This is a genomic window from Citrobacter europaeus, from assembly GCF_037482245.1.
Classification (GTDB): Bacteria; Pseudomonadota; Gammaproteobacteria; order Enterobacterales; family Enterobacteriaceae; genus Citrobacter; species Citrobacter europaeus.
In genome coordinates this window covers 1,212,400-1,238,924 of sequence record NZ_CP148084.1, presented here as the reverse complement: position 1 = coordinate 1,238,924, position 26,525 = coordinate 1,212,400, and the positions used below count along the sequence as shown (strand labels likewise).

The following is a 26,525-nucleotide window of genomic DNA, read 5'->3' as shown; positions in this document are numbered from 1 at the left end:
CCCTTGTCGTTGCGGTGAAGTCACTATACGAGCAGTTGGGTAAAGAAAAGAGCGAAGCTCCTGAAGCGGAGGTTCTTCGTAGCTATGCAGGATGGTTTTCTCGAAGTTGGTGCCGTACAGAAAAGGGGAACTTGAGAGTAGCTGAAATTCCCCCGTTTTATAGCAAGTGTCAAAATGCCCGGTTTAAAGTAAAAATCGCAAAAAAAAAGCACCATTCACAATGATGCCTTTAGTTAATTTTCACAATTAAAACAAATAGTTATAAATGTAATTCTAATCCGATAGTTTCATTACATCAGAGACTTTCATTTGCTTCAAATGGCTATTTTTGTTCATGAAGTAATGGAATTGTCGGATAAAGTCAGTTGTGCAGGATTTAAGAGCCAAAGGCCTGTCGGTATCTTTGATTTGGCTAGACTGCCTCATTTCGCTTTCTTCGTCATCGTCTGTATATAGCAGTCTGGATAACCTGTCGTCAGAGACACGGATTTTTTTAACGGCTGCCCACACCAGGATATCCAGCATAGGTATCACACGATAACTGATGAGTTTCTTGATAGTTCCATACCCAAAGCGAACTGATTCTAAAGGATCTGGTTCGATACCTTTGATTTTACGCCACTGCGGTAATGCAGCTTTAAGCGACTCTGCAATCTCTTCGTCTGTGCCACTTGCCAAATCAATCTCGAACATGACTGTTCGTGAAAACTGATCTGGCATAATATCTGAAAGTGATTCTTCCCGAAGATCTCTGTTTATTGAATAATTGTCATCACCATCCCAAACAAAACCTCCGCGTTGCATAGCAATGATGCTCGTTTCAGCAAGGCGATCAAGAGTTGTTAGAAAAAAATGGGGAGGCTGAAAAAGTTTGTTGGCAGGAGTCATGTATCCCAGTTGCCCTTCTTCAATTAAAAAAGGATTGCCACTGAAAATTTTTGAGAAGTAACCCATAAGAGTTCTGCTCTCAAACTCTTCCCGATACTCCTTAAAGAACAAGTTACGAGCCCATATCTCATGGTAAAACTGGAGCAATGAGAGGTCTTCAAATTTGTGATATGTATCAATCTTAAACCAACTCTTGATGTTTTTTGTGTGCTCTGGTGACCAGTTGTTCAAAATCCATTCTCCACCTATGCTGGTACTGCCCTACGGATAGAATTCAGTTTTGCTGAAAAACTACCGCATTCACTAATCGGTGAAAAGCAGATCCTGCTTGCGCAGTTCAGCTACCAGCAGGGAGTTGAACTGAAGAATTTGTTTCCTTTTGATACAATTCTCCAATCCGCTAATCGTGAGAACCCATACCATTACGATTTATGGTTCCTTTTTAGAACCACATATAAAATTCAAATTTTAAATAATATTGAAAATCAATGGAATGAATAGCTAATTACAGGGACGCCAGCCCAAACACCGGTGAAAAGCCCTCAGCGCAAGCTGAGGGCTTTTTTGTGTCTGTGTTGCCAGTAGCACTGGTCAAATCCAGAGAAATGGGTACACGTATAGTTTCACGTGTGAACGTGTGATTAAAATTCAACTTCACTTCTGATAAGCGAATTTCAGCCCCAAATAAATATCAGGCAGCATCATGATGCAGGCCCATGCTAAATAATGATGATAACTCGTTATTTAACCCAATATTAAATGTGGATTTCCCCCAAGACAACGTAACCGTATTAATTTCTCACACTGCAAAAGTGGAAAAATAGCGTTATCCGCACTTACAGTTTTTTCCTAAAGCCAGCGCTTCGTTTGTATGCCATGCTTAACCACGCTAATAACTTATAACGCTAAGCGAGGATATTATGAAAAAGACAATTATCGCATTATCTGCAATTCTGCTGGCTTCTCCCGTTATTGCCGCCACGACACACGCAACTGATAATGATGTAGCTGCCGCACACGAAAACGCCAATACTGCAAAAGAAAAACTGCATCAGGCGCAGAATCAGGGCGAAGAGCAAAAATTAAAAGCCAAACATGCTGCTGAAGGCAAACAAGATGACCTGAGCAGCAAAGTAAGTGAAGGTTCACAAAAAGCCTGGAATACAACCAAAGAAGGTACTGAAAAAGGCTGGAATGCAACAAAAGAGGGTACCGAGAAAGGCTGGAATAAGACCAAAGAAGGTGCTGCCTCCGTTGAGAAAAAAGTCAGTGAATAATCTTCCAAACAATGAAAAATAAAAAACCGCGAAAGCGGTTTTTTATTATCAGCTATTCTTATAATAAATGCAGAAACGCATTAAAGGGTACTGGTTTACTGAACAGGTATCCCTGACCAAAGCTAACGTCCATCCGTCGCAGCCTCTCCATCTGCTCTTCACTTTCTATCCCTTCCGCTACCAATGGGATCCTGGCCAGTTCAGAGAGGTGAACAATGTTGCTGATAATGCTATCACTCACGCCACCTTTACCCAATGAATCGATAAACATCTTATCAACTTTCAAAAATCGCGGCGAAATACGTTGCAGCGCAGCATAGTTAGAATACCCGGTCCCAAAGTCATCCAGGGCTAGTGCCGCTCCCGCCTCCTTCAAGCGCTTCAGCACGCTTTCACGAATCAGATTCTGCTGTCGCTCGGTGATTTCCAGCATCACACCAATATGAAACAAGTTCATCCGCCGAATAAAGGCGATAGTGGCATCGGTAAATTCATTATCTTCCAGTGACAGTGGAGGTATGTTAATACCGATGTGAAAGGGTATATCGCAATGATCCCTGAGGCACCGCATATCAGTCTCTACCTGCGTCAAAAGTTTCAGCGTCAGCGCATTGATCAAGCCGCTATGTTCAGCCGTGTGGATAAATTCGTTAGGGGGAATAATTCCCTGCTCAGGGTGATCCCAGCGAGCGAGAACTTCAGCCCCGACGATTTTTCCGGAAGCGAGTTCGACGACGGGCTGATAAAATGGAACAAATTCATCATTATGAATCGCACGCTGCAGTATTTTTATCGGTGAAATCCGCTGCACCCGGCGTAAGTGGAAATATAACAGCAACGACAGTAGAACAAATAAAATAAGAAGATAATGGTTATCTCGCACATAATCTGCAATGCCATCCTGTGAATCCGTCACAATCCAGAAAGGATAGTTTTGTGAGGCCATCTGCACGAAAGGATGTTTTGCTGGATACAATAAAAAATGCACATCAATTTTTGCTTTACGGGCAAAATCCATGAGAATTTTATCGATCGCCGCTTTATATACCGCAACCGCCACCACCTGCCCCTGAAACGGAAAATAGAGGATATACATCTCCGTCTTCAGCCGATAAATCTGTTCAATCATCAGTGAGTGTGTGGTCGTTCCTCTGGAAACAATCCCCGGCGATTCTCTGCCTTCGAGAGAAGAACAGTTCCACTCACCATTCCTGATAATACTGACTGAACGAATCTTCTCGCCAGATGCCGTAAGAAGACGCAATTTTCGTAGCAGATCGTCGGTGCAATTTTCCTGGATATTTGCGCTGGCCAACACAGCCAGCGTATTTACGTCGTCAAATATCGTGTCGATTTCTTCGATCAGGCTATTTATCGCGTGTTCCCTGACAAGTTGTCCCTCTCTATCCCATTGCTGCCATGACGTCAGCACACCGGCCAGAAGAAAAAGCAACACCAGCATGATGGGTGTGATTTTCTTGGTTACAGACATGATTAACTCGTGTTGTTGAACAAAGCGCCCTGAAGGACGCTTTTTAGATGTTATTTCAGGAGGAAATAACCAGACTGACATACGCCAGTCTGGCTGAACTTGCCCGGCAGAATCAGCTTAGAAGTTCCATTTCACACCGACCATCGCAGCGCTGTCGTTATAGCCTTTGTCGCCAGCCTGGACCCCGATGTTGCCCCACAGATTAAGACGCGGACTCACCTGTCCTTCCACACCCACTTTTACCTCGGCGATATTTTTCGCCCCATCCTGACGAACATTCACGCCGTCCATGGTCGTACTGAAATCACGTGAATTGTGCAGCCAGTTCAGTTCGGCAAACGGCTGGAATTCACGCTCTTTACCGTTATCCATCTGATGATGGCTCTTAATCCAGGTTTTCAGGCCCAGCCGGGTCTGTACATTGCCGTTACCGTTGCTGGTGATACGGGTGCCGTTGCTTTCCTGATGATCGTCCGCCTTCACGCCCATCCAGACCGCCTGCGCCTGAGGCTGGATGTACCATTCATTCAGCGTGCCCTGACTGCCGGAAAATTCGCCCATTTTCTGGGCATATCCCATTTCCAGCGAGGCGGTCACCCCTTTCGATTTATATGACTCGCCCTGCAGGTCATCGCCTTTAACATTGTTATCAAACCAGCTGTACTGAGCCCAGCTGTCCAGCCAGGCGCCGTTATGCGACGCATCATTGGCATACCATGTGGCATACACGCCGGTACTGTAGCCATTGACTGAACCCCGGGAACGATAACCCGTGCGTGATGACCGGGTGTTACTGTGGTCGTTCCCGTAGCCCGCCATCACGCCCAGGTGCCAGCGGTCAAGTCCGTTCTGGCTCCATTGCGCAATGTCGCCTCCCAGCTGCAATACATAACGGTTGCTCTGGGTTTTCAGCTGGCCGCTGCCGTCACGCCAGTTGTTGTGCCCGCCAACGTGGCGCATCCACATACTGGTGACTTTCTGCTCGCCGGTCAGGGCATCGGTATACTGCGTTTCGCCCAGGCGATCGTACAAACGGGTGACGAACATGTTGTTGGCTGCCGCCAGGTTAGCCGTGTAGCTGCCGCCTTCCGGGCGCAGATCTTTATCGGGATCCGGATCCGGATTTGGTTCGGGATCCGGATTGGTTTTGCCGCTGGTCAGATACCAGTTGCCGCTGTTCTCATCCTGACCGCGCCCAAGGCTGTAGTCATATGCCCCTGCCACAATACGGCCAGCCTGGGTGAACTCACCGTCCGATGCGCCATCAACATGAATAACTTCGATCCCATCAATCGTGGCGGCCCCTTTCCCACCGGCGTTGGTGACGCTGACGGAGGTGGTGCCACTGGTATCGCCTTTCACCACCAGCTTATCCGTAACGGAATTGTCATCCCCCAGCGCGGTGTTCAGGGAAAGATGCCCACCATTCCCCGTATAATTGCCATTGACCACCAGCTGGTTACCGGCCTGCTGACCATTCACACCGGTTGCGAGGGTACCGCTGTTAACCAGGTCGCCCCCCACCGTGAACAGGAGGTTGTCGCCGGTCCCGGTTCCCACCTGCAGCACACCGGCGTTATTCACATGACCTGCAACGCCCCCCGTGCCCGAGAGCATCCCCGCAGCCGCAATGTTGACTTCGCTACTGGCCAGCGTGACCGGAGATGTGCCGTCCCCCAGTACCAGGCCGCCCTGCTCAATCTCCGTTTTGCCCGTCCAGGCGGCGTTATCGCCGACGGTAATGGAGCCGGCTCCCAGCTTGGTCACATCGCCGCTACCATAAACGTCGTTATTAAGCTGCCAGTCGGTATTATTGTTCAGCACCAGTGAACCGCTGTTGCTCACCTCTGCGCTGCCCAGATTTTCTGCTGTGAACGCGGTAAGCCGGGAATCCGCATCCACAGCAAATTGCCCCGTAAAGGCACTGTTGTTGCCCATCAGCGCGACATCGCTTTCGCTGAGTTCAACCCGTCCGGCATCGCTGATGCTGTTATAAAGCGCGCCTGCCGCCTTGCTCATTGTCAGCGTTCCCGCCGCCACAATATCGCCGGTGCCGAGACCCAGCGTCGTGTTCATCAGCACGCGCGCGCCTTCTGCAATGGTCGTTTTTGCCGCCAGCGTGCTGTTTTCACCGGTGATGGTCAGCGTGTCGCCATTGATGTTTAACGCGCCGCTTCCGGTCAATATTCCATCGGCTGTGCCGCCCTGCGCCAGGGTCAGGCTACCGCCATTGATGTTCAGCAGTGAGTCAGCCGCCGCCGTCAGCTTACCGACAGTCTGGCTATAACCGTTCATGTCAAAACCGGTATCAGCGGCCAGACGCAGTTCGCTGGTCTGTCCCAGAACATTATCGTTTTTCATCAGCAGGTTGCCGCTGCGTACATCGGTAACACCGGTGTAATCGTTATCCATATTCGACAGCGATACCGTCTGGCCTCTGGCGCTGTCAAACGCCAGATCGCCAGTGCCTGTCACGCGAGCGCTGAGATCTGCGGCATTACCGGCTTTACCGTTCGCATCCAGGACCAGTGCATTGTCTCCGGGGGCCAGCAGTTCGACCTGTGTCAGACCATAGCTAATGTACAACCCATCATCGTTTTCCCCGCCGGTAAGGCGATAATCATAGGTTCCGTTCGCAACAATCTCTCCATTTTGGCTGATGCCGGCTTCAATCCCATCGCTGATGATATTGCCATTGCTATCGGTTAGCGTCAGATTGCCCGCACCGCCAGAGACGGCAGTATCTGATGTCGCCAGTTGGATCAGCGACTGCGCATCGTCCTGTTCAAGAAGTGACAGCGTGGTATCAGCCAGCGGCCGATCGTTGGTAATCGTACCTGTATCAACCTGCACAGTTCCGCGTCCGGACAGATCCATCGCGCCAGCATGAATTGTTCCTGCGGCACTGCTCTGCCCCGGCGTCACACCGTCAAAGCTGACGGTACCGCCGTTAAACGCCACGCCACCGATATTCTGCTCACCAGACCCCACGTGGGTGACGTTCCCCTCGCCGATATTTAATGTTGCCTGGTTCAGCGCCTGGGTATTTAATCCAGCCAGCTCAAAGGTGCTGTTCGTCAGCGCCAGCGTCCCCTTGAATCCATCAGCCGCATTGTTGCTGGTAAAATCAAACGCATTACCGCTGGCATCAACGGCGACCGTTCCCGTTCCCGCCAGATGGCTGTTAAAGGCCAGCGCAGCGTCAGAATTCAGCGTCAAGGTGCTGGTCGCATCAATATTGTAACCCGTACCGATCGCATCGTTTTGGCTATCACCCAACGCATAATCAACATTATTAACGGTAAATACTGAACCCGCGGTGAGATCGATATGCTCCATGCCGGTAATAGCATCGGCGCGATTGAGGATGTACTGTGCATTATTCAGCTGAAGTGTATCCTCCCCGTCACCACCATTGAGGCTGGTAAACAGCGAGGTTTCTGTCTCTTTGACATCTTTCAGGACGTACAGATCGTTACCACTACCCGTCTGGATGTCGGTTGCGGTACTGCCAGACTCCAGCATAACGGTGTTATCACCGCTCATCAGGTTAACCTGACCAACAATGCTGGCGCCCGCCGCGTTAGTAAACGCGATGCCTGCCCCCGAGAGCATTTCTACCGCTTTTTGCGACGCATCCAGCGCTTTAATAACGCCTTTATTGATAAACGTTTCCAGAGAACCGTTATCAACATTCACCACCGCGTGGCTGGTCGATTTCGACGTCAGCTCACCAGCCTGTTCAACATTTTTGGTCGTGCCACCAACAATCAACGCTTCACCACCGTTAGCGTCGAGCACGTTAACGCTGACGCCCGTTTTCAGGTCAGTTGACGCATTGGTGACGATCCCTTTCCCCGCAGCCTGCTCAACATTGATAACCAGTCCGCGCGAGTCAGACATATCCAGCGTTTGATTCGTTTCGCTGCCGTCGATATTTTCAAACAGGATCCCCGTACCGCTCCCCGTCACGTTAATCGTTCCGGAGTTGGTCTGCGCCAGGGATGCCCCGGTATGAATACCGATACCATTCCCCACGCTGATGGTTGTATCTTTTAGCTGAATACCCGCGATGTTGGCGACATTTTCAATGGCGCTGCCTTTACCCGTGCTGTCCATGGTGATAGTGGCTCCATCGACCAGCAGACCTTGCGCGCCAGCGGCCAGCAAGATACCGTGCGCGTCTCCTGATGCTTTGGTTTCTCCCGAACCCGTCAAACTTAATGACGCATCATTGCCGACGAGATAGGCTGCGGTGCCATCCGTCGCGCTAACCGTCGCATTGTTGTTCACAACGGAATCAGCGCCTTCAATGCTGACCGCCACGCCATTAACCTTGATGTCGCCGTCGTTATTCAACGTACCGCCGGAAACCAGCACGCCTGTGCTGCCCGCCTGATCAAAGTCGATTTTACCTTTATGGTTGAGCGTACCGCCGTTACGAGCGATGTAGCCGAAAGCGCCATCCGCCGTATTGCTGGTATTCAGCGTGGCATAACTGGTCAGGGTTGAGTCGCCTTTCTGGCTCTCATCAACATTCCCGGACAAGTCATAATAATTACCATCAACAATCCCGGCTGTGGTGTCTTTACCGGAAAGTTTCACGATCACCGCGTCTTTGGTGATAACCCCATCCGCTCCGCCTTCAACCCTAATCCCGGTCGCACCGTCCCCGGTAATACTCAGCGATTGCGAGCCGGAATCAAAATGGCTCCCCGCCCCGGTCACCTGCAGAATTGTGCTGTTTGTGCCTGATGCCATCATTGTCGTACCAGACGACCCGCTGCCATCAAAAGTCGCGCCACCCTCTATGCGATATAACGTTGAGCCTTCAGTCGAGACGTCCTGCGTATTAGTAGAAGAAGCGTTAACTTTTGATCCTGCACCATAAACAAAATAGCCAATTTGGTTCTTGCCGCTGGTAAATGAGACATTGCCCGTATTGGTAATATCGATAACACCGCCGTCACGAACGTGCAGACCAATGGCGTTATCTGCGGCAAGGTTCACACTCCCACTCATCGTAAGCTGAGACCCGGCCCCTTCGACCCAGGCGCCAATATTTTTTAACGAATTGTCCGTTGTGCTGCCATTGGTGATATTTATCGTGCCCGAATGCAGCGCCTGACTCCCTCCCTGCAGCTCAATGCCGCTGGCACTGTACCCATTGAGGTTAATCGTGCCGCTGTTTACCAGCCCTTTTGCACCGTTAATTCCCATCAAGCCAATATTTTGCGCAGTGCCGGTGCCATTGATATCAATGACGCCGTCCTGGGTAACGTTGATTGCGCCAGGAGACGTACTACCGTTGGCCTGAATGGCAACAGCATTCTCGACTTTTTCGCCAATCGTGATGTTACCGATGTTAGTGATGGTCCCACTCTTCACATACATACCAATGGCCGGAAGAGTGACCTGAACCTCGCTGGTCGCCTCATCTTTTACCGCTTGCGCAGTACGTCCGATGTAAATCGTGCCGTTATTGGTAGCAACAGCATTACGCTGCACAAATACGCCGTAGGTATAGACGCTATCGGAAGATTTCGCAGGCTCGCCTCCGGTGGCAATATTCATTACCCCGTTATTAATAAAGGTTGCCGTGTCATTCATCAGCACGCCATAAGCGTTATAGATATCCTGGTGCGAGGCGAGGTTGATAACGCCGTCGCTCTGTACCTTCGTCGTTCCGGTCGCGAGAATCCCGGTATGAGCGCCAACCCACGCATTTTTCACATCACGACTGGTTCCCGCGTCAATAATCCCGTTGTTATTTACGATGCTATCACGCGCGGAAACGACATAATCACCACCAGATGCACCGGCTGCAGCCCCCAGCGTACCGTTGTTATTGAGCGTGGCTCCGTCGGTTAGCGTCACCACGGAAGTATCACTGAACACCGCCTGAATATTGGCATCAGCAGAAATATTGACGACAGAGCGCGCCCCGGACGCTTTAATAAAGCTGTTCACATCACGATTTGCAGCCTGCAACACCGCATCGCCGTCCGGGATATTGGTGTCAAAGTGAATGTTTTTCTGTTCTGTAGTGTAGGCTTTATGCAGCTCAGCCTCGTAGTCCGCGGGCGAAAGTTGGCCAGCCTCTACGGCTTTCACCAGAGCATCATTGTAGTTTTTTAAATCATCCAGATTATTGACCGTATACTCGCCAAGCGAGCTGGAGAAGGTGCCGTTGTAGGTTGCGGTGTCAAAGTTATAATCTTTACCGGCATTGTTCGCGACATTGCCAACGCTACCGCTTTGCACGATAGTTTTGGCGTTGTAATTCAGTACCGCGTCTTTTGTATCGCTGGCGCTGCTCTCAACGTTATAAACTCCAGAGACCTTCGTGACAGCATTGAAGATATTTGCCGGGTTTGATGCCCAGTCGCTTCCCGTTGAACCGACATTCACATCCAGCGTACCGCCTGATTTCACCGTCGCCAGCTTCATGTTTACATACTGCCCATCACCGACGCCGACCCCCAGATAAGTCGTCAGATCGCCAACGCTATTTGCTGCAAAATTATTGCTGTCATACACCTGGAGTGTACGCGAAGCCCCGGTGATGGGGTCAACATATTGAATGCTGTGGGTTCGGCCACCTAAAGTCGTCTGCGTCAGGTTTATATTTTCACTCCCTGACGAAATATACCCATTATCCATTGCCTGTTGAATCGTCATCGTTTTAAAGCCCGATGCACCTGAGGCAATGCTGCCATATCCTTTGGTACCGGTGATAATATTCATAGTTTCACCGTCACCGACAACAAGTTGCCCTGCGCCATTAGCGTTAGTCGATGGTAAGTAATCTGGCAAGACGTAGTCGGCGGCAAAAGCATATATGGAATGCGTAGCCAGTACGGCACCGATTATGCTTAGCGCTATTTTTGAAATATTGAATTTATGTGTTTTAGATTCAATACTACCTGAGCTATTGGTTTCTATAGAAGCGCTGCAACGCTTTGCCAGTTCAGAAACAACAACAGCGCACGAGTGCGAAACACTCCATACCACTTTAAAGATCTTGTTCATCATTACCATTCCGAATAATTCCACGATTACCCTTCCTGGTAAAATTCGTGGTCACATAGCATTATGGGATGCTCATAATTACCCAGCGGTCAGGTACCTCTTCTCTGGAGATTTTCCCGCTAAAACATTGAGCAACTTGTACGTGACGAATGATATGGCTGCACCAACCAACAATCTATTTATACTGATAAATTAGCAATTTATAGATGATTTATCCATGTTGCAATTTGATTATAGGTTTAACTTTCGATGGAGCTGAAAAAACGAACAGATGAGTGTTAATGAATTGCATAAACAATGTAATGTGACAAATCCATCTCTGATACAACTAACAAACATTTCAAATTAAGTAAAACGCATATTAATTTATTTCGCGCCCCGTAAAAAATTACTTATCAGCACAGTTCTGAAATAACAAACAACTTATAAGAGCAATCTCATTGTAAGATTTATTCGATAAACGTAACTCATTGGAGTTAGTTAAATTGTGAAAGCGAGAAAGAGGGTTACAGTCAATCAAAAAACACAACTTCGCGATAAGCAAGTTCCGGGAAATCTGTACCATCAGGAATTGACCGTAATAAGTTAAAAATCTCAACCCGTTTCTAATTATTGTTTAAGACTCTTGATACCATACTATTTTTCGATTATTTTACTTAAGTAATTTATCGTTTTCTCATTATAAAAATTGCCATCTACTAAGCTACCGACAATTTGTAAATCAACTAGCGACCCAGAATTACGGAGTTATCAAACCGGTGAATGAATATAGTGGTCTATCTGAAAATAGTAGCGCTCTTATAATTTCATCAAAATGAAGCAGGTATTTATACTTAAAATGAGTAATTTCATGGTTTTTTATGCCGGGAGTGTTCTTTACGATGCTAAAATGAAACGCCCCTCCTCATGCTTCGGACTTGTAACATCCCGCGCTCCTGTAGTGAAGAAGAAATACCACTATGGTTTATAATTAAGTAATACTCTGTTAATGATGAAAAAATGAAATATCTAATTAACAATGAAGTTACATTCAGAACTGATGATGGCGTTTTGGCCAGTCTGAATCCGTCGGATAACGCCCTTACCCTGTCTATTACAGCAAACAGGATCTTCACCTATCTCCTCGAGCAGGAAGGAAAAGTGGTCTCGAGAGAAGAGATGTTTACCAATGTCTGGGACAAAAATGGTCTGCAGGCCTCAAATAATTCGTTAAGCCAATATATTTCTTTGATTCGTAAAGGATTACAGGAACTCGGTTGTGAACATGAGATTATTCAAACCGTGCCGCGGGTCGGCTTTTTCATCGCTGAAGGGCTGGTAGCCACCATTGAAGAACCGCCTTCAGTTACCGTGACTTCCCTTGCACCGCCGAAAGCCACGCCTTCCCTGTCTAAACGCGTAAAAATGATGTTGTTAGCTGCTGGGGGCATCTCCTTAATCATGCTTCTTTACCCAGTCAACACATTGTTTAACAGCGCTAAAACCAATCTTCCCGATGTACACCTGTATAAACTTGGCAATATCGACCTCTGTCCGGTCTATACCGTTTTTGAAAGCTCGCGAGAAGTAGCGACCGCAAAGCTTGAAAAAGCACAAAAAATGGCTGATTTACACCTGAAGTGTCTGGCTGGCGCATTGTTTATTTTCCAGCCTGACGATCTGTACGTCTACGGCGAAAAAGGTCGTGTATTTTTATCCCGCTGCACTTTCAATAATGTAGAAAAAACAAAGTTTGCTGGATGCAAGGACCTTTATATCCATGAATACTAAATATAAAACTAAGATATTACTTGCAGGAGCCGCCGTTCTGGTCGCCGTCAGCGCCTTGTTGAGCGCGAATGGAATTGCGCTCATTACAGTTAATCAGGGGATAAGCGTGCATTGCGTTTCAACACTCTCACTCCCCGAACTACCCGGGGGCGGGAAATACGACGGTAGCCTGATGCTCCAGTTGCAAAAAGATAACACCGGCGTCCTTGATTTTTCTGGAATTATTACCACGACGCCACCAGCAGACAACCGTCCAGGACATCGGCTTATCCTGCAACGCTCCGTCAGTTTTAATTACCGCATAGGAGACAAAGGCGTTGTGTTTTTGGAAGACATGAAAATGAGTAAACACAGTCTGGATAATGTGTCGGATGAGATGTTTACCCATAATATCTACGATCCGTTCACGCCCGGAAAACGTGCGCAAATGTATAAAATGAATAATGCCTATCTGTTAGGCAATACCTTTTCGCCCACAAACGTCTGCGTCAGTAAATTGTAGGAGTGAGCCGCCATCCAGCATTGGCTCCCTGTCTCAGTCTGTTCCTGCGGTTAAACCAGTGCAGGGCCACGGCAACGCACGGGCCCTGACTCCACGTGTGGCGATTCACTGTCGCCACACGCTTTCATCCTATCTCTCAACCGGATAATCGCTGTTAATCCACGCGTGATCGTCTTCCCAGGTAAACATCCATTTGCGTACCGGACCCGCCATCACATTAAGGTAGTAGCTGTCATATCCCGCCAGGGTGGCCACCGGGTGGTACCCTTTTGGCACCATCACCACGTCGCGGTTGTAGACCGCCATACACTCATCGAGCGACCTGTCGTCGGTGTATACCCGCTGCATACAAAATCCCTGCGGCGGGTTGAGCCGATGGTAGTAGGTCTCTTCCAGATACGTTTCGTGAGGAGGATTATCGGCGTCATGCTTATGGCTTGGGTAAGAACTGGTGCAGCCTTCATTGGTCCACACCTCCACCACCAACAAGCTATCAGCAGGTTTATCTTCCGGTAAGATGTTATGCACGTAACGCTGGTTATGGCCTTTGCCGCGCGCTTCACCATCGATATCCTTAGGTGCAATCAGCCGCGTCGGGTAGGTTCCTTTTCCTGGTGCAGCGCAAACTGCCAGCTCCAGTCTGGTCACCGCCTGGACCTGTATTGCCTCGCCAGAAGTGACATACACCGCCCACGGTTTGATGCGTTCAAACGGGCTCATCCGCTCGCCGATATCCGTAAAGGTTGCGCCCGGCGTGGTGATGGTCGCGCGTCCAGCGACCAGTACCAGACAGCGTTCTTCGCTGACAGCAGGCAACGTCAACTGCTGCCCTTCCTCCAGTTCATACGCTCTAAAGCCGACATATCCCCAGCCAGCAGCTTCAGGCGTCACCGACTGCGTACACCCTTGCGCGTCCGGCTGCTGCCAGCGTGATAATAAACGTGACATGTCACCTCCTCAGATAAGCCCGGCATCACGCGCCAGACGGCTAAGGTTGTTATAACCCAGACGCGCATACGTCAGCGGGTGCGCGATGGCCGGATCCTGCTCCGCCTCCACGACTAACCAACCCTGATACCGATTCTCCTTCAGCAAGGCCATGATCGGCGGATAGTCAACGCAGCCGTCGCCCGGCACGGTGAAGACCCCGCTCAGTACCGCATCAAGGAAGCTGGTTTTGCGATTTTTGACATCCGCCAGCACGTCGGCGCGCACGTCTTTGCAGTGAACATGGTTGATACGCGATGCCCAGCGCCGCGCCACCGCCAGCGGATCGGCCCCGGCGAAGGTCAAATGTCCGGTGTCGAGCAGTAACCCAACCTCATCACCGGTATGCGTCATCAGATTATCCACATCCTCAGCAGACTCAATCACCGTGCCCATATGATGGTGATAAGCAACTTGCACTCCCTGCTGCTGGGTGTAGCGCGCAAACTCGGTGAGTTTTTCACCGTATTCTTGCCAGCGTGCCTGCGGGAAACGCGGACGCAGATGCACCGGCGTCTGCTGCTCGCCGTGAATGCAGCCACTGACTTCGGCAAATACCAGCACCTTCGCGCCCAGTTCGCGCAGTAACGTCAGGTGCGATTGCACGGCGGCAATCTCCTCCTCCACGCTGCGTTCCAGCAGACGTCCGGAGTACCAACCGGAAACCAGTTGCAGGTCGTGACGCTGTAAAATGGGGCCAAGCAGTCGCGCCTCGCGCGGGAATTTATTGCCCAGTTCGAAACCGGCAAATCCGGCCTCTTTGCCCTCGCTCAGACAGGTATCAAGCGACGTCTCAGCGCCCAGTGAAGGAAGATCATCATTCGTCCATGTCAGTGGGTTAATACCTAATTGTACCGTCATCATCTTCTCCTGAATTATGCTTGTCCGCGCTCGCGCCACCAGGCGATAAGCTGCAGGTAGTTATCTTTAATGCGCGCCACCAGCTGCGCATCGTCAATATCGTGTTTCAACCACGCGCGGGAAGCGTCGCCGAACAGCGTGCGTCCCACAGCAAACCCTTTCACCACCCCGTGGCCCGCAGCCGCTTTGAAATCAGCACGCAGTTGCTCAGCCGGAGCATCCAGCCCGAGGATCACCACGCCACGGCAGTGCGGGTCGCGTCGCGCGATAATTTCACTCAGCGAGCTCCAGCCAGCAGAAGTGAGCGGCGGGAGTTTCCACCAGTCCGGGTAAACACCTAAGTTGTAGAAGCGGGAAATGGCGCGTAAATACAGTTCATCACTGCGCGGCATACTGGCGGGCAAAATCACCTCCAACAGCAGCTCATGCCCGGACTGGCAACAGGCGCGGTACACTTCGGTAATTTTCTGTTCTTGTTCCAGACGCAGCGCGTGGGCATCTTCCGGATGGAAAAAGACCAGACACTTCACCACATGCTCCTGCGGCCAACTGATGAGCTGCGAACCTATATTGCCGTGCTCCATCTCCAGCGGGCGCGATCCCGGCAGTTCGATAGGGCGACCGATCCACCATCCCTCTCCGGTTATCGAATTCAGCGCATCCTGACCAAACGTACCATCGCACAGCAGCCCGGCCTTGCCCTCCAGCCCGGCGCTGTTGGCCGCTTCACGGCTGGCCTGCAAAATAAGCTGTTTCAATGCCGGAATACGTTTCAGGGATGCGCCGCACTGCAGCGCCATCTCTTCAAGCTGACTGCGGTGATCGAAGGCCATCACGCACAGTTCCGGCCATGCACGGCGACGGGTCGTCACGCGATGCAAATGGTTGAGATGCGGATCGAGATCCGGACGTGGAACCTCTGCAGCGCGAGAAAGATAATCATCAAGCTCAACTTTGCTCGGCATCGCCGGCGCACAGCCGTGACGCGACACCACCAGCGCACCGCAGGCGTTGGCATAGCGGCATGCCTGCTCCCATCCCTCATCGTTGAGATAGCCGCGCAGCAGACCGGACATAAACGCATCCCCCGCCCCCAGCACGTTCAGCACCTCCACGCGCACGCCTGTCACCGTCAGGCCATCGTCAAGCCGGGGCGGGATCGCGTCGGTATACACCGAGCAGCCGAGCGCACCGCGCTTGCAGACCAGCGTCGCGTGACTCACACCGCGAACCTGCGCCAGCGCCTGCAACGTATCGGTACTGCCGCCCGCGATATGAAACTCCTCTTCAGTGCCGACAATCACATCAAAAAGATGCAACACCTCCTGTAACTGGCGAGTGACCTGATCGGCGGCGATAAAACGTGTTTCGCCGTCGCCTAAGGAAGTAAGTCCCCACAGCACCGGGCGATAGTCGATATCCAGCGCCGTACGCACGCCGTGACGCCGGGCGTAAGCGAGCGCCGTCAACACCGCCTCGCGGGTTTGTGGATGAGAGAGATGCGTCCCGGTGATGGCAAGACAACGAGCAGAAGCGATGTACTGTTCATCAACATCGCTGGCGGTAATCGCCATATCCGCGCAGTTATCACGGTAAAAAATCAGTGGGAAGGTGTCCCGGTCTTTAATGCCGAGTAGCACCAGCGCCGTCAGGCGGTCTTTATCGGTGATCAGATGGCTGGTATCGCAGCCTACCTGGCTTAATTCTTCACGCAGGAAACGCCCCATATGTTCGTCGCCAACCCGCGCCAGCATTGAGGAGCGCAATCCCTGGCGTGCCGTGCCGTAAGCCACATTGCCGGACGAGCCGCCAAGATATTTGGCAAAGCTCGACACATCTTCCAGGCGCGCGCCAATTTGCTGACTGTAGAGGTCAACCGCCACGCGGCCCATGCATATCACATCAAACTGCTTTTCCACGTTGATACCTCTTCAGACAATGTCGTTCACGTTCAGCCAGCGGCCTTCCTGGTGCGAGAGTGCGATAGCGTCAAGCACGCGCGACACCTTCCAGCCCTCTTCAAAGTCCGGCCACATCGGCGCATCGGCGGCAATACCGTCCACCAGGTCACGTACTTCCACGGTTTTCTGGTCGTTAAAACCGATACCATGCCCGGCCCCCATGCAAAATGCGCCGTAGTCCGGGTGTGCCGGGCCAACCAGCAAAGTACGAAATCCCTGGCGGTTGACCGGATCGTCATGCAGATAGAGCTTCAGCTCCGCCATACGCTCCTGGGTAAAACTGATAGTCCCTTTGGTCCCGGTAATCACATACGACAACCCCATCTTGCGGCCACAAGCCACGCGGGAGGTTTCAATCACCCCTTGCGCGCCGCCCGCGAAGCGCACCATTGCGTGAGCCTGATCTTCGTTTTCTACCGTCACCATTTGCGAGGAACCGATTTTCGCCGGACGCTGTGGCACCACGATCTTCAGGTCGCCGCAGACCTGCTGAATATCCCCCACCAGGTACTGCGCCATATTGACGATATGCGCCGCCAGATCGCCAAGCGCCCCAAGTCCGGCGGTCTCTTTAAAACAGTGCCAGTGGATCAGCGCAAGGGGATCGGCCATGTAGTCTTCGTTGTGGGTGCCGTAGAAATGGATCACCTCGCCAATCTCACCGCGCGCAATAATCTCTTTCGCCAGTTGCGCCGTTGGGTTCTTCATGTAGTTGAATCCCACCAGCGTTTTCACCCCCGCCCGTTTTGCGGCCTCAACCATTTCACGCGCGTCGTGGGCGTTCAGCGCCAGCGGCTTTTCTGAGTACACATGCTTGCCATGGCGAATCGCTTCCAGCGCCATCTCTTTATGCAGATGGTTGGGTGAGCAGATATCCACGACATCAATTGCCGGGTCGGCCACCAGCGCCCGCCAGTCTCCGGTTGAGCGATTGAAGCCAAACGCCTGCGCCCGCTCGGCCGCCAGCTCCGGCGAGACTTCCGCCACCATTTCACGCACCAATTTGCCGCGCAGGTTAAACACCGTCGGGGCCTGGGCATAGGCGATGGCATGCGCCTTGCCGATATACCCGGTGCCAATCAATCCAATACGAACCTCTTTCATCATGATCCTCACAGTGCGCCGCGACGGCTCTTGGCGTAGGTATCGAACGCCACCGCCAGAACGATAATTAAGCCGGTAATAATTTGTTGGTAGTAAGCCGAGACGTTCATCAGCACCAGACCGTTAATCAGGATGCCCATGATGATCGAGCCGATAATGGTGCCGCCGATACGCCCGTAGCCGCCCATCAGCGAGGTGCCGCCAATGACTACCGAAGCGATGACGCGCAGCTCGAACGAGATCCCGGCCACTGCTTCCGCACTGCCCAACCGCGCGCTGAGAATGAAGCCCGCCAACCCTGCCAGACAGCCAATTAACACGTAGACGCTCACCAGCACGCGCTTCACGTTGACCCCTGCCAGACGCGCCGCCTCCGGGTTGCCGCCGATGGCGTACACGAAGCGCCCCCAGCGGGTTTTATGCAGCGCCAGATAACCGCCTACGGCCACCAACGCGAATATCCAGATTGGAATAGAGATACCGAGCAGTTCGCCTCGCCCCCACCAGCGGTAACCCGCGTCAAAACCGGCAATCGGCGCGCCGTCGTTAATCACCAGCGTCAGGCCGCGCCAGATAGTCATCCCACCGAGGGTGACGATAAACGGCGGCAGACGCAGGCGGGTCACACCGAGGCCATGCAGGAAACCAATCGCGGTCCCCATAGCCATACAGATCCCAAGGCCAATCAGCCAGCTCATGCCGCCCCAGGCATTCGGGTCAACGGTAGTGAAGTTGTCGCCCTTAATCACATACGCGGCGGTCATAGCACAGACCGCCAGGATGGAACCCACCGACAGATCGATCCCAGCGGTCAGAATGACAAACGTCATCCCCACAGCCATGATCCCGTAGATGGAGACTTCGGTCAGGATGTTGAAAATATTGCGTTCAGAAAGAAAGTTGCTGTTCTGCAACTGAAAGAAAATCAGCAGCAGGATCATGAAAATCAGTACCCCAAAGCGCTCAAAAAAGGCAATGGGATCAAGACGTCCGCCGCGTTTGGCAGGAACCTGCGTTTTAGAAATAATCTGCGTCATGAATCACTCCGTTATGCCGCATTCAGGGCGTTGTGGTTGATGGCCATCATCGTCATTAGCCGCTCTTCATTGGCGTCGTCACCGTGGATCTCGCCAGTCACCCGACCCTCACTCAGCGTGATGATCCGATCGGAAACCGCCATGACTTCCGGCAGATCGGAGGAGATCACGATCACCGCCACGCCCTTTTTCGCCATATCAAACAGCACCTGATGGACTTCTGATTTGGTGCCAACATCGATGCCGCGCGTCGGTTCATCCACGATCAACACCCGAGGATTAAGCGCCATGCAGCGCGCGAGGATCACTTTTTGCTGGTTCCCGCCGGAGAGTTTGCGTACCTCCTGCGCGCTGTTGACCATTTTGATCTGTAGCGCCTGGCGGTAAGATTCGATCAGGGCATCCTCTTTACGGGTGTTCACAAACCAGCGCCAGTGCAGCAGTGACGAGAGGCTGGAGAGCGACAGGTTGTCACGGATCGACAGCCCAAGCACCGCGCCCTCTTTTTTACGATCTTCAGGTACCAGCGCCAGCCCTTGATCCAGCGCAAACAGCGGATCGCGCGGCTGATAGGGCACGCCATCAAGTTCAAAGCTGCCGGAAGTAAAACCGTCGGCGCCAAACAGGCAGCGGGCCACTTCGGTACGCCCGGCGCCAACCAGCCCGGCGATGCCTAACACTTCTCCGGCATGAACATGGAAGCTAATGTCATGGAGTGCGATACCATGCGGATCCAGCGGTGGTTTTTCGCGGCTAAGCCCCTTCACCGCCAGACGCACAGGTTTATCTTCATGGTGAGTTTCGCTGGCTGGGCGGCGATTAAAGGCCACATCGCGCCCTACCATCAGGCGGATCAGCTGTTCTACGGTGGTCTGTGCAACCGCACCGCTTCCGGTAAAACGCCCATCCTGGAAAACGGTGAACTGGTCGCAGAGTTGAAACACTTCATGCAGGCGATGGGTCACATAGATAATGCTCACGCCACGCCCTTTAAGTTCCCGCACCACCCGGTGCAGACTTTCTACTTCGCTGTCGCTCAACGCGGCGGAAGGTTCGTCCATGATGATGAGCTTTGCGTTCAACGTCAGCGCCCGCGCAATTTCCACCATTTGCTGCTGCGCCACGCTCAGTCGGGCCACGGCCGTGGTTGGCGCAACATTCAGTTGCAGATAATCCAGAATTACCTGCGCTTCCTGATTCACCGCCTTTTCGTCAACAATCAGATTGCGTTTGCGCGGTTCACGCCCGAGAAACATATTCTCGGCGACGGTCATATTCGGCAGCAGATTAAATTCCTGATAAATAGTGATAATGCCCTTGTTCTGCCGCTCTACCGGAGAGTCCTCTACCGGCAACGTTTCGCCGTTAAACCAGATATCCCCGCGTGTTTGCGGCTGCGCACCCGCCAGCGCTTTCAGCAGAGTCGATTTTCCGGCGCCGTTCTCACCTAACAGCGCATGAATTTCGCCTGCTCCGACGGTCAGTTGCGCGCTGCTCAGCGCCCAGACGCCGGAAAAGCTTTTCGCCAGGTCAGTCACTTTCAGTAAGGGTTGCGACATCGGTCTGCTCCTCCTCATAGTGAGCCGCCACTTACGCGGCGGCTGCGAAAATACACTGAATCAGTTACCGGCCTCACTAATACGCTCGGCCTGCTGCAGGTTCTCTTTGGTGATAAGCGTTGGCGGATAGTCAGCCCCGGTTATCGCGGTCTTCTCCCGTACGTTATTCACCAACTGGGTCATGGCCGTTTTCACCGCAAATCCCGGACGCTGATCCGCCGTCACCGCCAGCCAGCCCTCGCGCACGCGCGCCAGCGCTTCCGGCACGGCATCGAAGCCCGTAACCAGAACCTCACCCGGTTTCAGCCCTTGTCCTTGCAATGCTTCAATCGCGCCCAGCGCCATATCGTCGTTAGCTGAGAGGATCACCTGCGGACGTTTCGGCAGCGAAGGCAGCACGCTTTCGACAATGCGCATCCCTTCAGAACGCATCCAGTTTCCGGTCTGATCGGCGACAATCTTGTACTTTTCACCGCCCGCCTTCAGGCTGTCGCGAATGCCTTTAGTACGTTCAATGTTGGAGGAGGAGCCCGGCTGGCCGGTCAGCAGAATGATGTCCGCCCCGTCAGGGAATTTGGTTTTGACAAAGTCGCCAATCGCCTGGCCGCCTTTGTAGTTGTTCGCGCCGAAGTGCGGCACTTTTTTCTGGCTGTCAACGGAGCGGTCGAGGGTAACAACGGGCAGTTTCGCATCCTGAATTTCATCTACCGCACTGGACACCGCGTTGACATCGTTCGGCGAAACGATAAAACCCTGTGCACCACGGGTGATGGCGTTTTCCAGGTCAGCGACCTGTTTTGGCGAGCTACCTTGCCCGTCCAGGACCTGTAAATTCACGCCCATCTCTTTTGCGGCTTTCACCGCCGTACGCTGCATGTGAACTTCAAATGGCATCGCCAGGTTTGGCGTACTGAAAACAATTTGCTCATTTTCAGCAATGGCTGCCCCGGATGTCATGGCGATGAGGACAGCTAAGATCAGTTTTTTCATTATTATGTCTCTCTGTGTAGGGTAGGTTGTGGTGACAATCAGAGGAGAACTTCACGTTGGCTATGCAGTGACTCCAGCGCTTTATCCGCCAGATACAGCGCACGCTCACCATCGTCCCCGCTGCAATCAGGGACTGCTTCGCCGCGCAGAACCGCAACAAAGTGTTCCCATTCCGCGGCATAGGCCGATTTATAACGCTGCAAGAAGAAGTGTTCAGGTAACGCGCTGGTGCAGCCTGTCTTCGCGTAGTGTTGCACCTGGTTTTCGAGAATATTGCCCGCGCACAGCAGCCCTTCAGAGCCGTGTAGCTCAAGGCGCTGGTCGTAGCCGTAGGAGGAGCGGCGGCTGTTGACGATGGTCGCCATCGCGCCGGAGGCATATTTCAGTACGATGAACGCGGTGTCGATATCGCCCGCCTCGCCAATCGCCGGATCGACCAGGTTACTGCCCTGGGCATACACAGAAACCGGCTCTTCGCCCATGATAAAGCGCGCCATATCAAAATCGTGGATGGTCATATCGCGAAACATACCGCCAGACACGCGCACATATTCCGCAGGCGGCGGCGACGGATCGCGGGAGATTATCAGCAGCGATTCCGGCTTACCGATACGCCCGGCCAGTGCATCCGTTTTCACACGGCGGAACTGTGGATCGAAGCGGCGGTTGAAGCCGATGAACAACGGTACGTCGTACTCTTTGACCACTTTCAGACAGTCGCGTACGCGGGCCAGATCCAGGTGGACCGGCTTTTCACAGAAGATGGCTTTGCCATGACGAGCGGCCAGTTCAATCAGATCCGCATGGGTATCGGTCGCGGAGGCGATCAGTACGGCGTGAACATTAGGATCCGCCATCGCCTCATTCAGGCTTTGCAGACGAGCCTGGTACTGAGTGGCAAGACGGGTGGCAAATTCCTGATTCGGGTCGACGACGGACCAGAGGGTGGTGGCACTGTGACTGGCAATGTTAGCTGCATGTACCTGGCCAATTCGGCCAGCGCCCAGTAAAGCAATGTTAAACATAACGGCTCCCGGTGTTGGTGAATGCGATGAACTAACGACCCCTTAAATAAAACATTTATTTCATTTTTATAAATAGTGAAAATTATGTTTTTGAGTGCAAGTTAACACTTTTGAGATGAACGAGATAAAATTTGTTATCAATATCACAACATAAAGACAGGAAAGATGAAGGAATTAGCCCCCTTCCGTTCAGGAAGGAGGCGAAGGATGAAGGGGCAGGAAAAATGAAATGAAAATTTCGTTGTTGCAGGTTGCCGGATGACGGCGCGAACGCCTTATCCGGCCTACAGGTTAGAAGTAGTTGTAGGCCGGATAAGCGCAGCGACATCCGGCATTACCCAGCGTCAGTACTGACGAGCGTTTTTCACCTGTTCAAACGTCTGCTCAGCGGCTTTGCGCACCGACGGTGAATCAGCCACCTGCGCATCACCGGTTCGCCACCAGGCGGCGTAATCGTGGGTCATGGTTTTCGGCAGGACTTTAATATCCAGCAGCGTCGGGCCAGGATGCGCACGAGAGGCTTCCAGCGCCGCCAGCAGGCTTTTTTCATCATGCACCCGCCAGGCACGACAGCCGTAGCTCTCGGCATTCTGGGCAAAATCAACTTTCACCAGCGGCCCATCCAGCCTCCCGGTTTGCGGGTTGCGGTGACGGTTTTCCGTGCCGAAACTCCCCATCCCGTGCCCCATCTGCAGATTGTTAATGCACCCGAAGCTGGCGTTATCAAACAGCAGGATAGTAACTTTTATCCCTTCCTGAACGGCAGTTTGTAGTTCGGAATGCAGCATCATGTATGAGCCATCCCCCACCATGGCATACACCGGCTGCTGCGGCTTCGCCAGCCTGGCCCCAATAGCAGCCGCAATCTCATAGCCCATACAGGAGTAACCGTATTCCAGGTGATAGCTGTCCGGGGTTTTGACCTGCCAGATGCGTTGTAAATCGCCAGGCAGCGATCCGGCGGCGCCCACGACAATCGCGTTATCTTCGATGTGCTGATTGATAAGCCCCAGCACCCGCGTCTGGGTCAACCGCGTGTTGAGCGTGTCGCCATATTCCGCCAGTTGGGCGTCAAGATGCCCTGCCACTTCGGGAACATCGTCAGGACGCCAGTCGCGATCCCATAAACGTTGGCACTCATCACGCCAGGCCGCCTGCGCCTGTGCGATCTCGCCCCCCCAATCGCTACGGTAGTCTTGCAGCGTTTCGGTTAATGCCGTAAGCCCGGTACGGGCGTCGGCGATAAGCGCGGTGGCATCAAGCTTCAGTGCGTCAAACTCCGCCACGTTCAGCAGCAGGAACTCAACCTCCGGATGGGAAAACAGCGCTTTCGAACCGGTGGTAAAGTCGGTGAGTCGCGTGCCGATGCCGATCACCAGATCGGCCCGGGTTGCAAGCTGGTTGGCGGCCATCCCACCGGTTACCCCAATGCCTCCGAGGTTAAGTGGGTGGTCACTAACCAGCGCCCCCTTTCCAGCCTGAGTTTCAGCAAACGGTAGTTGCAGCGTTTCAACAAACGCACGCAACGCCTCATGCGCGCCGGAATATCGTACCCCGCCACCGCACACCACCAGCGGACGGCGTTTGCGGGCAATCAGCGCCCGCGCCATCGCCAGACGCTGCGGGTCGGGCGGGCGACGTTCGATCAGATGGACGCGGCGCGCAAAGAAACTCAGTGGATAGTCCCAGGCTTCTCCCTGCACATCCTGCGGCAGGCAGAGGGTAACTGCGCCAGTGTCTGCAGGGTCAGTGAGCGTTCGCATCGCGTTCAGCATCGCGCTCATTAACTGTTCCGGGCGATTAATCCGATCCCAATAACGCGAGACCGGGCGGAAGCAGTCGTTGGTGCTGATGCCAAGCTCATGGAATTGCTCAATTTGCTGCAATACCGGGTCCGGCTGACGGCTGGCGTAGACATCGCCTGGCAACAGCAACAGCGGAATACGGTTCGCCGTCGCGGTCGCCGCGGCGGTCACCATATTCGCCGCCCCCGGTCCAACCGACGACGTCACGGCAAAAATACGCTGGCGTCGATGCTGTTTAGCGAACCCGGTCGCCATGTGCGCAATTCCCTGCTCATTACATCCCTGCATTACCTGCAGATGACCGGGTTCCTGCTCCAGCGCCTGGCCGATACCGAGCACATTACCGTGACCAAAGATGGTGGCAACGCCCTCAACAAAGGGCGTTTCATGACCATCGACACAGACATATTGTTGATTAAGGAATTTGACCAGCGCCTGAGCCATGGTCATACGTTCGGTTTGCATAACCCCTCCTGTCAGCCCAGCGTTGGCATGGAGAACGCGGCCCCTGTGTCTTGCAGCATCTCCGGCCAGCGTGCGGTGACGGTCTTCATGCGGGTGTAGAAGCGCACGCCATCGTTACCATGCACGTTGAGCGCGCCAAAAATCGAACGCTTCCAGCCGCCGAAGCTGTGGAACGCCATCGGCACCGGAATAGGCACGTTTACGCCCACCATGCCCGCCTGCACCTCTTCGCAGAAGCGACGCGCGCAGCCGCCGTCGCGCGTGAAAATCGCCGTGCCGTTACCATATTCATGGCGGTTAATCAGTTCCACCGCGCTGTTGTAATCGGCTACACGCACCACAGAAAGAACCGGCCCGAAAATCTCTTCCTTATAGATGGTCATTTCCGGCGTGACGTTATCAAACAGGGTTGGCCCGACAAAATAGCCCTGCTCATGGCCTTTAACGCTAAAACGCCGACCATCCACACGCAGGCTGGCCCCCTGTGATTCCCCGCTGTCGATGTATCCGAGTACTTTATTACGGTGCGCCGAGGAGATAAGCGGCCCCATTTCGTTTTCCGGCGTCTGATCAAGCCCCGGTCCGACGCGCAGCGCCGCAATCTGTTTTTCCAGTCGCGAGCACAGCTCATCCGCGGTTTTATCCCCCACCGCCAGCACAACCGAAAGCGCCATGCAGCGTTCACCCGCCGCGCCGTAAGCGGCGCCCATAATGGCGTTGGTTGCCATATCCATGTCAGCATCCGGCATTAAAATACAGTGATTTTTAGCGCCACCCAACGCCTGGCAACGCTTACCGTGAGCCGAGGCCGTCTGATAAATATATTCCGCAATCGGCGTTGAGCCGACGAAGCTTACGGCCTGCACGCGCGGGTCAGTAAGCAGCACGTCAACGGACTCTTTATCTCCCTGTACCACGTTGAACACGCCGTCCGGTAATCCCGCCTCTTGCAGCAGTTTCGCCAGCGCCAGCGCGAGAGAAGGGTCTTTTTCGGAGGGTTTCAGCACGAAGGAATTTCCGGTTGCCAGCGCGATGGGGAACATCCACATCGGCACCATCGCCGGAAAGTTAAACGGCGTGATCCCGACGCAAACCCCAAGCGGTTGCATCAGAGAGTGGCTATCGACGCCGGTCCCTACGTTGGCGGAGTGTTCGCCCTTTTGCAGATGCGGGATGCCACAGGCAAACTCCACCACTTCCAGGCCGCGCGTCAGTTCACCGACAGCGTCAGAGAACACCTTGCCATGCTCTTCGCTGATGATGCGAGCCAACCTTTCCATGTTCTGTTCCAGCAGCGCCTTAAAGCGGAACATCACTCGCGCACGTTTTAGCGGAGAATGCCGCGCCCAACCGGGGAATGCGTCGTGCGCTGCCGCGATGGCCTGTTCGGTTTCCCGTGTCGAACTCATCACCACCTGGCGGATCTGCTCGCCGGTGGCCGGGTTGAAGATCGCCTGAACGCGCTGGCCTGAACCGGTGACACATTCGCCATGAATAAAATTCGCTACTGTCTCCATCCTTAACCTCTCGCTGTTGATACGTGATTGTTACCTGAACGCCGTTATCTGTGTACTATATATGAAACAAACATTCCATTTTAAGTTGAAATAAAATAAATAATGATTAATGTGATCAAGGATGGATTTTTATGTTAACAAGCGGAATCGCATGATTAACGTGTACTGGCAGAATGTTTCAGCAAGCGATTAGACTGAAGCTTTTGTTTCGTTTTTACGGCCAGATGAATGCGTGACATTTCAAAGACGCGGT

The 26,525-nt window shown here is 52.9% G+C and carries 16 protein-coding genes; 3 read left to right on the top strand and 13 right to left on the bottom strand.

Annotated elements, in window-relative coordinates:
• Positions 1–273: 273 nt before the first annotated feature.
• Positions 274–1,119 (bottom strand): DUF6387 family protein, encoded by an 846-nt coding sequence (locus WHR59_RS05725; protein ID WP_338843710.1) that lies wholly within the window; start codon positions 1,117–1,119, stop codon positions 274–276.
• A 689-nt stretch (positions 1,120–1,808) separates the two neighbouring features.
• On the opposite strand from WHR59_RS05725, the gene WHR59_RS05720 reads away from it, so the two are divergent.
• On the top strand, positions 1,809–2,165 hold the full coding sequence (locus tag WHR59_RS05720; RefSeq protein ID WP_003826111.1) for a hypothetical protein: 357 nt from the start codon (positions 1,809–1,811) through the stop codon (positions 2,163–2,165).
• A gap of 58 nt (positions 2,166–2,223) precedes the next feature.
• On the opposite strand, the gene WHR59_RS05715 is transcribed toward WHR59_RS05720, so the two are convergent.
• Together WHR59_RS05715 and WHR59_RS05710 are read right to left on the bottom strand one after the other, a co-directional pair.
• A complete protein-coding gene (locus tag WHR59_RS05715; RefSeq protein WP_080626216.1) occupies positions 2,224–3,738 on the bottom strand; it encodes an EAL domain-containing protein in 1,515 nt (504 codons plus the stop codon).
• Positions 3,739–3,774: 36 nt separating this feature from the next.
• A complete protein-coding gene (locus tag WHR59_RS05710) occupies positions 3,775–10,713 on the bottom strand; it encodes an autotransporter outer membrane beta-barrel domain-containing protein (RefSeq protein WP_338843709.1) in 6,939 nt (2,312 codons plus the stop codon).
• 975 nt (positions 10,714–11,688) lie between these two features.
• On the opposite strand from WHR59_RS05710, the gene WHR59_RS05705 reads away from it, so the two are divergent.
• Both WHR59_RS05705 and WHR59_RS05700 read left to right on the top strand, forming a co-directional pair.
• The gene (locus tag WHR59_RS05705; protein WP_087052111.1) at positions 11,689–12,459 is read left to right on the top strand and encodes a winged helix-turn-helix domain-containing protein; all 771 of its coding nucleotides are present in this window, start codon (positions 11,689–11,691) and stop codon (positions 12,457–12,459) included.
• Positions 12,449–12,961 carry a hypothetical protein gene (locus tag WHR59_RS05700; RefSeq protein ID WP_043017248.1) on the top strand — a complete coding sequence of 171 codons (513 nt, stop codon included), beginning with the start codon at positions 12,449–12,451 and terminating at the stop codon, positions 12,959–12,961. Before WHR59_RS05705 ends, WHR59_RS05700 begins: the two co-directional genes overlap by 11 nt.
• A gap of 129 nt (positions 12,962–13,090) precedes the next feature.
• Here the strand turns inward: WHR59_RS05700 and iolB are convergent, their stop codons facing one another.
• From iolB to WHR59_RS05650, 10 genes are all read right to left on the bottom strand, one after another.
• Positions 13,091–13,909, bottom strand: coding sequence for a 5-deoxy-glucuronate isomerase (gene iolB, locus WHR59_RS05695; protein ID WP_047409379.1), 819 nt, complete (start codon positions 13,907–13,909; stop codon positions 13,091–13,093).
• Between the two features lie 9 nt (positions 13,910–13,918).
• Positions 13,919–14,809: a myo-inosose-2 dehydratase gene (gene iolE, locus WHR59_RS05690; RefSeq protein WP_043017250.1), complete on the bottom strand. Its 891-nt coding sequence runs from the start codon at positions 14,807–14,809 to the stop codon at positions 13,919–13,921.
• 14 nt (positions 14,810–14,823) lie between these two features.
• Positions 14,824–16,728, bottom strand: a complete 1,905-nt coding sequence (locus WHR59_RS05685) for a bifunctional 5-dehydro-2-deoxygluconokinase/5-dehydro-2-deoxyphosphogluconate aldolase (RefSeq protein WP_043017251.1) — start codon at positions 16,726–16,728, stop codon at positions 14,824–14,826.
• Between the two features lie 12 nt (positions 16,729–16,740).
• On the bottom strand, positions 16,741–17,874 hold the full coding sequence (locus tag WHR59_RS05680) for a Gfo/Idh/MocA family oxidoreductase (RefSeq protein WP_338844059.1): 1,134 nt from the start codon (positions 17,872–17,874) through the stop codon (positions 16,741–16,743).
• 8 nt (positions 17,875–17,882) lie between these two features.
• Positions 17,883–18,911 (bottom strand): ABC transporter permease, encoded by a 1,029-nt coding sequence (locus WHR59_RS05675; RefSeq protein ID WP_003826102.1) that lies wholly within the window; start codon positions 18,909–18,911, stop codon positions 17,883–17,885.
• 11 nt (positions 18,912–18,922) lie between these two features.
• Complete coding sequence (locus WHR59_RS05670) at positions 18,923–20,470, bottom strand: sugar ABC transporter ATP-binding protein (protein ID WP_043017253.1); 1,548 nt, start codon at positions 20,468–20,470, stop codon at positions 18,923–18,925.
• A 60-nt stretch (positions 20,471–20,530) separates the two neighbouring features.
• Positions 20,531–21,460, bottom strand: coding sequence for a sugar ABC transporter substrate-binding protein (locus tag WHR59_RS05665; RefSeq protein WP_043017254.1), 930 nt, complete (start codon positions 21,458–21,460; stop codon positions 20,531–20,533).
• Positions 21,461–21,498: 38 nt separating this feature from the next.
• The gene (gene iolG / locus WHR59_RS05660; RefSeq protein ID WP_043017255.1) at positions 21,499–22,485 is read right to left on the bottom strand and encodes an inositol 2-dehydrogenase; all 987 of its coding nucleotides are present in this window, start codon (positions 22,483–22,485) and stop codon (positions 21,499–21,501) included.
• A gap of 344 nt (positions 22,486–22,829) precedes the next feature.
• Positions 22,830–24,755 carry a 3D-(3,5/4)-trihydroxycyclohexane-1,2-dione acylhydrolase (decyclizing) gene (iolD, locus tag WHR59_RS05655; RefSeq protein ID WP_075145771.1) on the bottom strand — a complete coding sequence of 642 codons (1,926 nt, stop codon included), beginning with the start codon at positions 24,753–24,755 and terminating at the stop codon, positions 22,830–22,832.
• 11 nt (positions 24,756–24,766) lie between these two features.
• Positions 24,767–26,272, bottom strand: coding sequence for a CoA-acylating methylmalonate-semialdehyde dehydrogenase (locus WHR59_RS05650; RefSeq protein ID WP_087050862.1), 1,506 nt, complete (start codon positions 26,270–26,272; stop codon positions 24,767–24,769).
• Between the last annotated feature and the right edge of the window lie 253 nt (positions 26,273–26,525).

Bases quoted from the DNA above. Each gene is read 5' to 3' on its own strand.
- WHR59_RS05675 (WP_003826102.1), bottom strand. From the start codon at position 18,911: ATGACGCAGATTATTTCTAAAACGCAGGTTCCTGCCAAACGCGGCGGA.
- iolG (WP_043017255.1), bottom strand. From the start codon at position 22,485: ATGTTTAACATTGCTTTACTGGGCGCTGGCCGAATTGGCCAGGTACAT.
- WHR59_RS05700 (WP_043017248.1), top strand. From the start codon at position 12,449: ATGAATACTAAATATAAAACTAAGATATTACTTGCAGGAGCCGCCGTT.
- WHR59_RS05715 (WP_080626216.1), bottom strand. From the start codon at position 3,738: ATGTCAGTCTGGTTATTTCCTCCTGAAATAACATCTAAAAAGCGTCCT.
- WHR59_RS05680 (WP_338844059.1), bottom strand. From the start codon at position 17,874: ATGAAAGAGGTTCGTATTGGATTGATTGGCACCGGGTATATCGGCAAG.
- WHR59_RS05705 (WP_087052111.1), top strand. From the start codon at position 11,689: ATGAAATATCTAATTAACAATGAAGTTACATTCAGAACTGATGATGGC.
- WHR59_RS05720 (WP_003826111.1), top strand. From the start codon at position 1,809: ATGAAAAAGACAATTATCGCATTATCTGCAATTCTGCTGGCTTCTCCC.
- WHR59_RS05650 (WP_087050862.1), bottom strand. From the start codon at position 26,272: ATGGAGACAGTAGCGAATTTTATTCATGGCGAATGTGTCACCGGTTCA.
- iolB (WP_047409379.1), bottom strand. From the start codon at position 13,909: ATGTCACGTTTATTATCACGCTGGCAGCAGCCGGACGCGCAAGGGTGT.
- WHR59_RS05670 (WP_043017253.1), bottom strand. From the start codon at position 20,470: ATGTCGCAACCCTTACTGAAAGTGACTGACCTGGCGAAAAGCTTTTCC.
- iolD (WP_075145771.1), bottom strand. From the start codon at position 24,755: ATGCAAACCGAACGTATGACCATGGCTCAGGCGCTGGTCAAATTCCTT.
- iolE (WP_043017250.1), bottom strand. From the start codon at position 14,809: ATGACGGTACAATTAGGTATTAACCCACTGACATGGACGAATGATGAT.
- WHR59_RS05665 (WP_043017254.1), bottom strand. From the start codon at position 21,460: ATGAAAAAACTGATCTTAGCTGTCCTCATCGCCATGACATCCGGGGCA.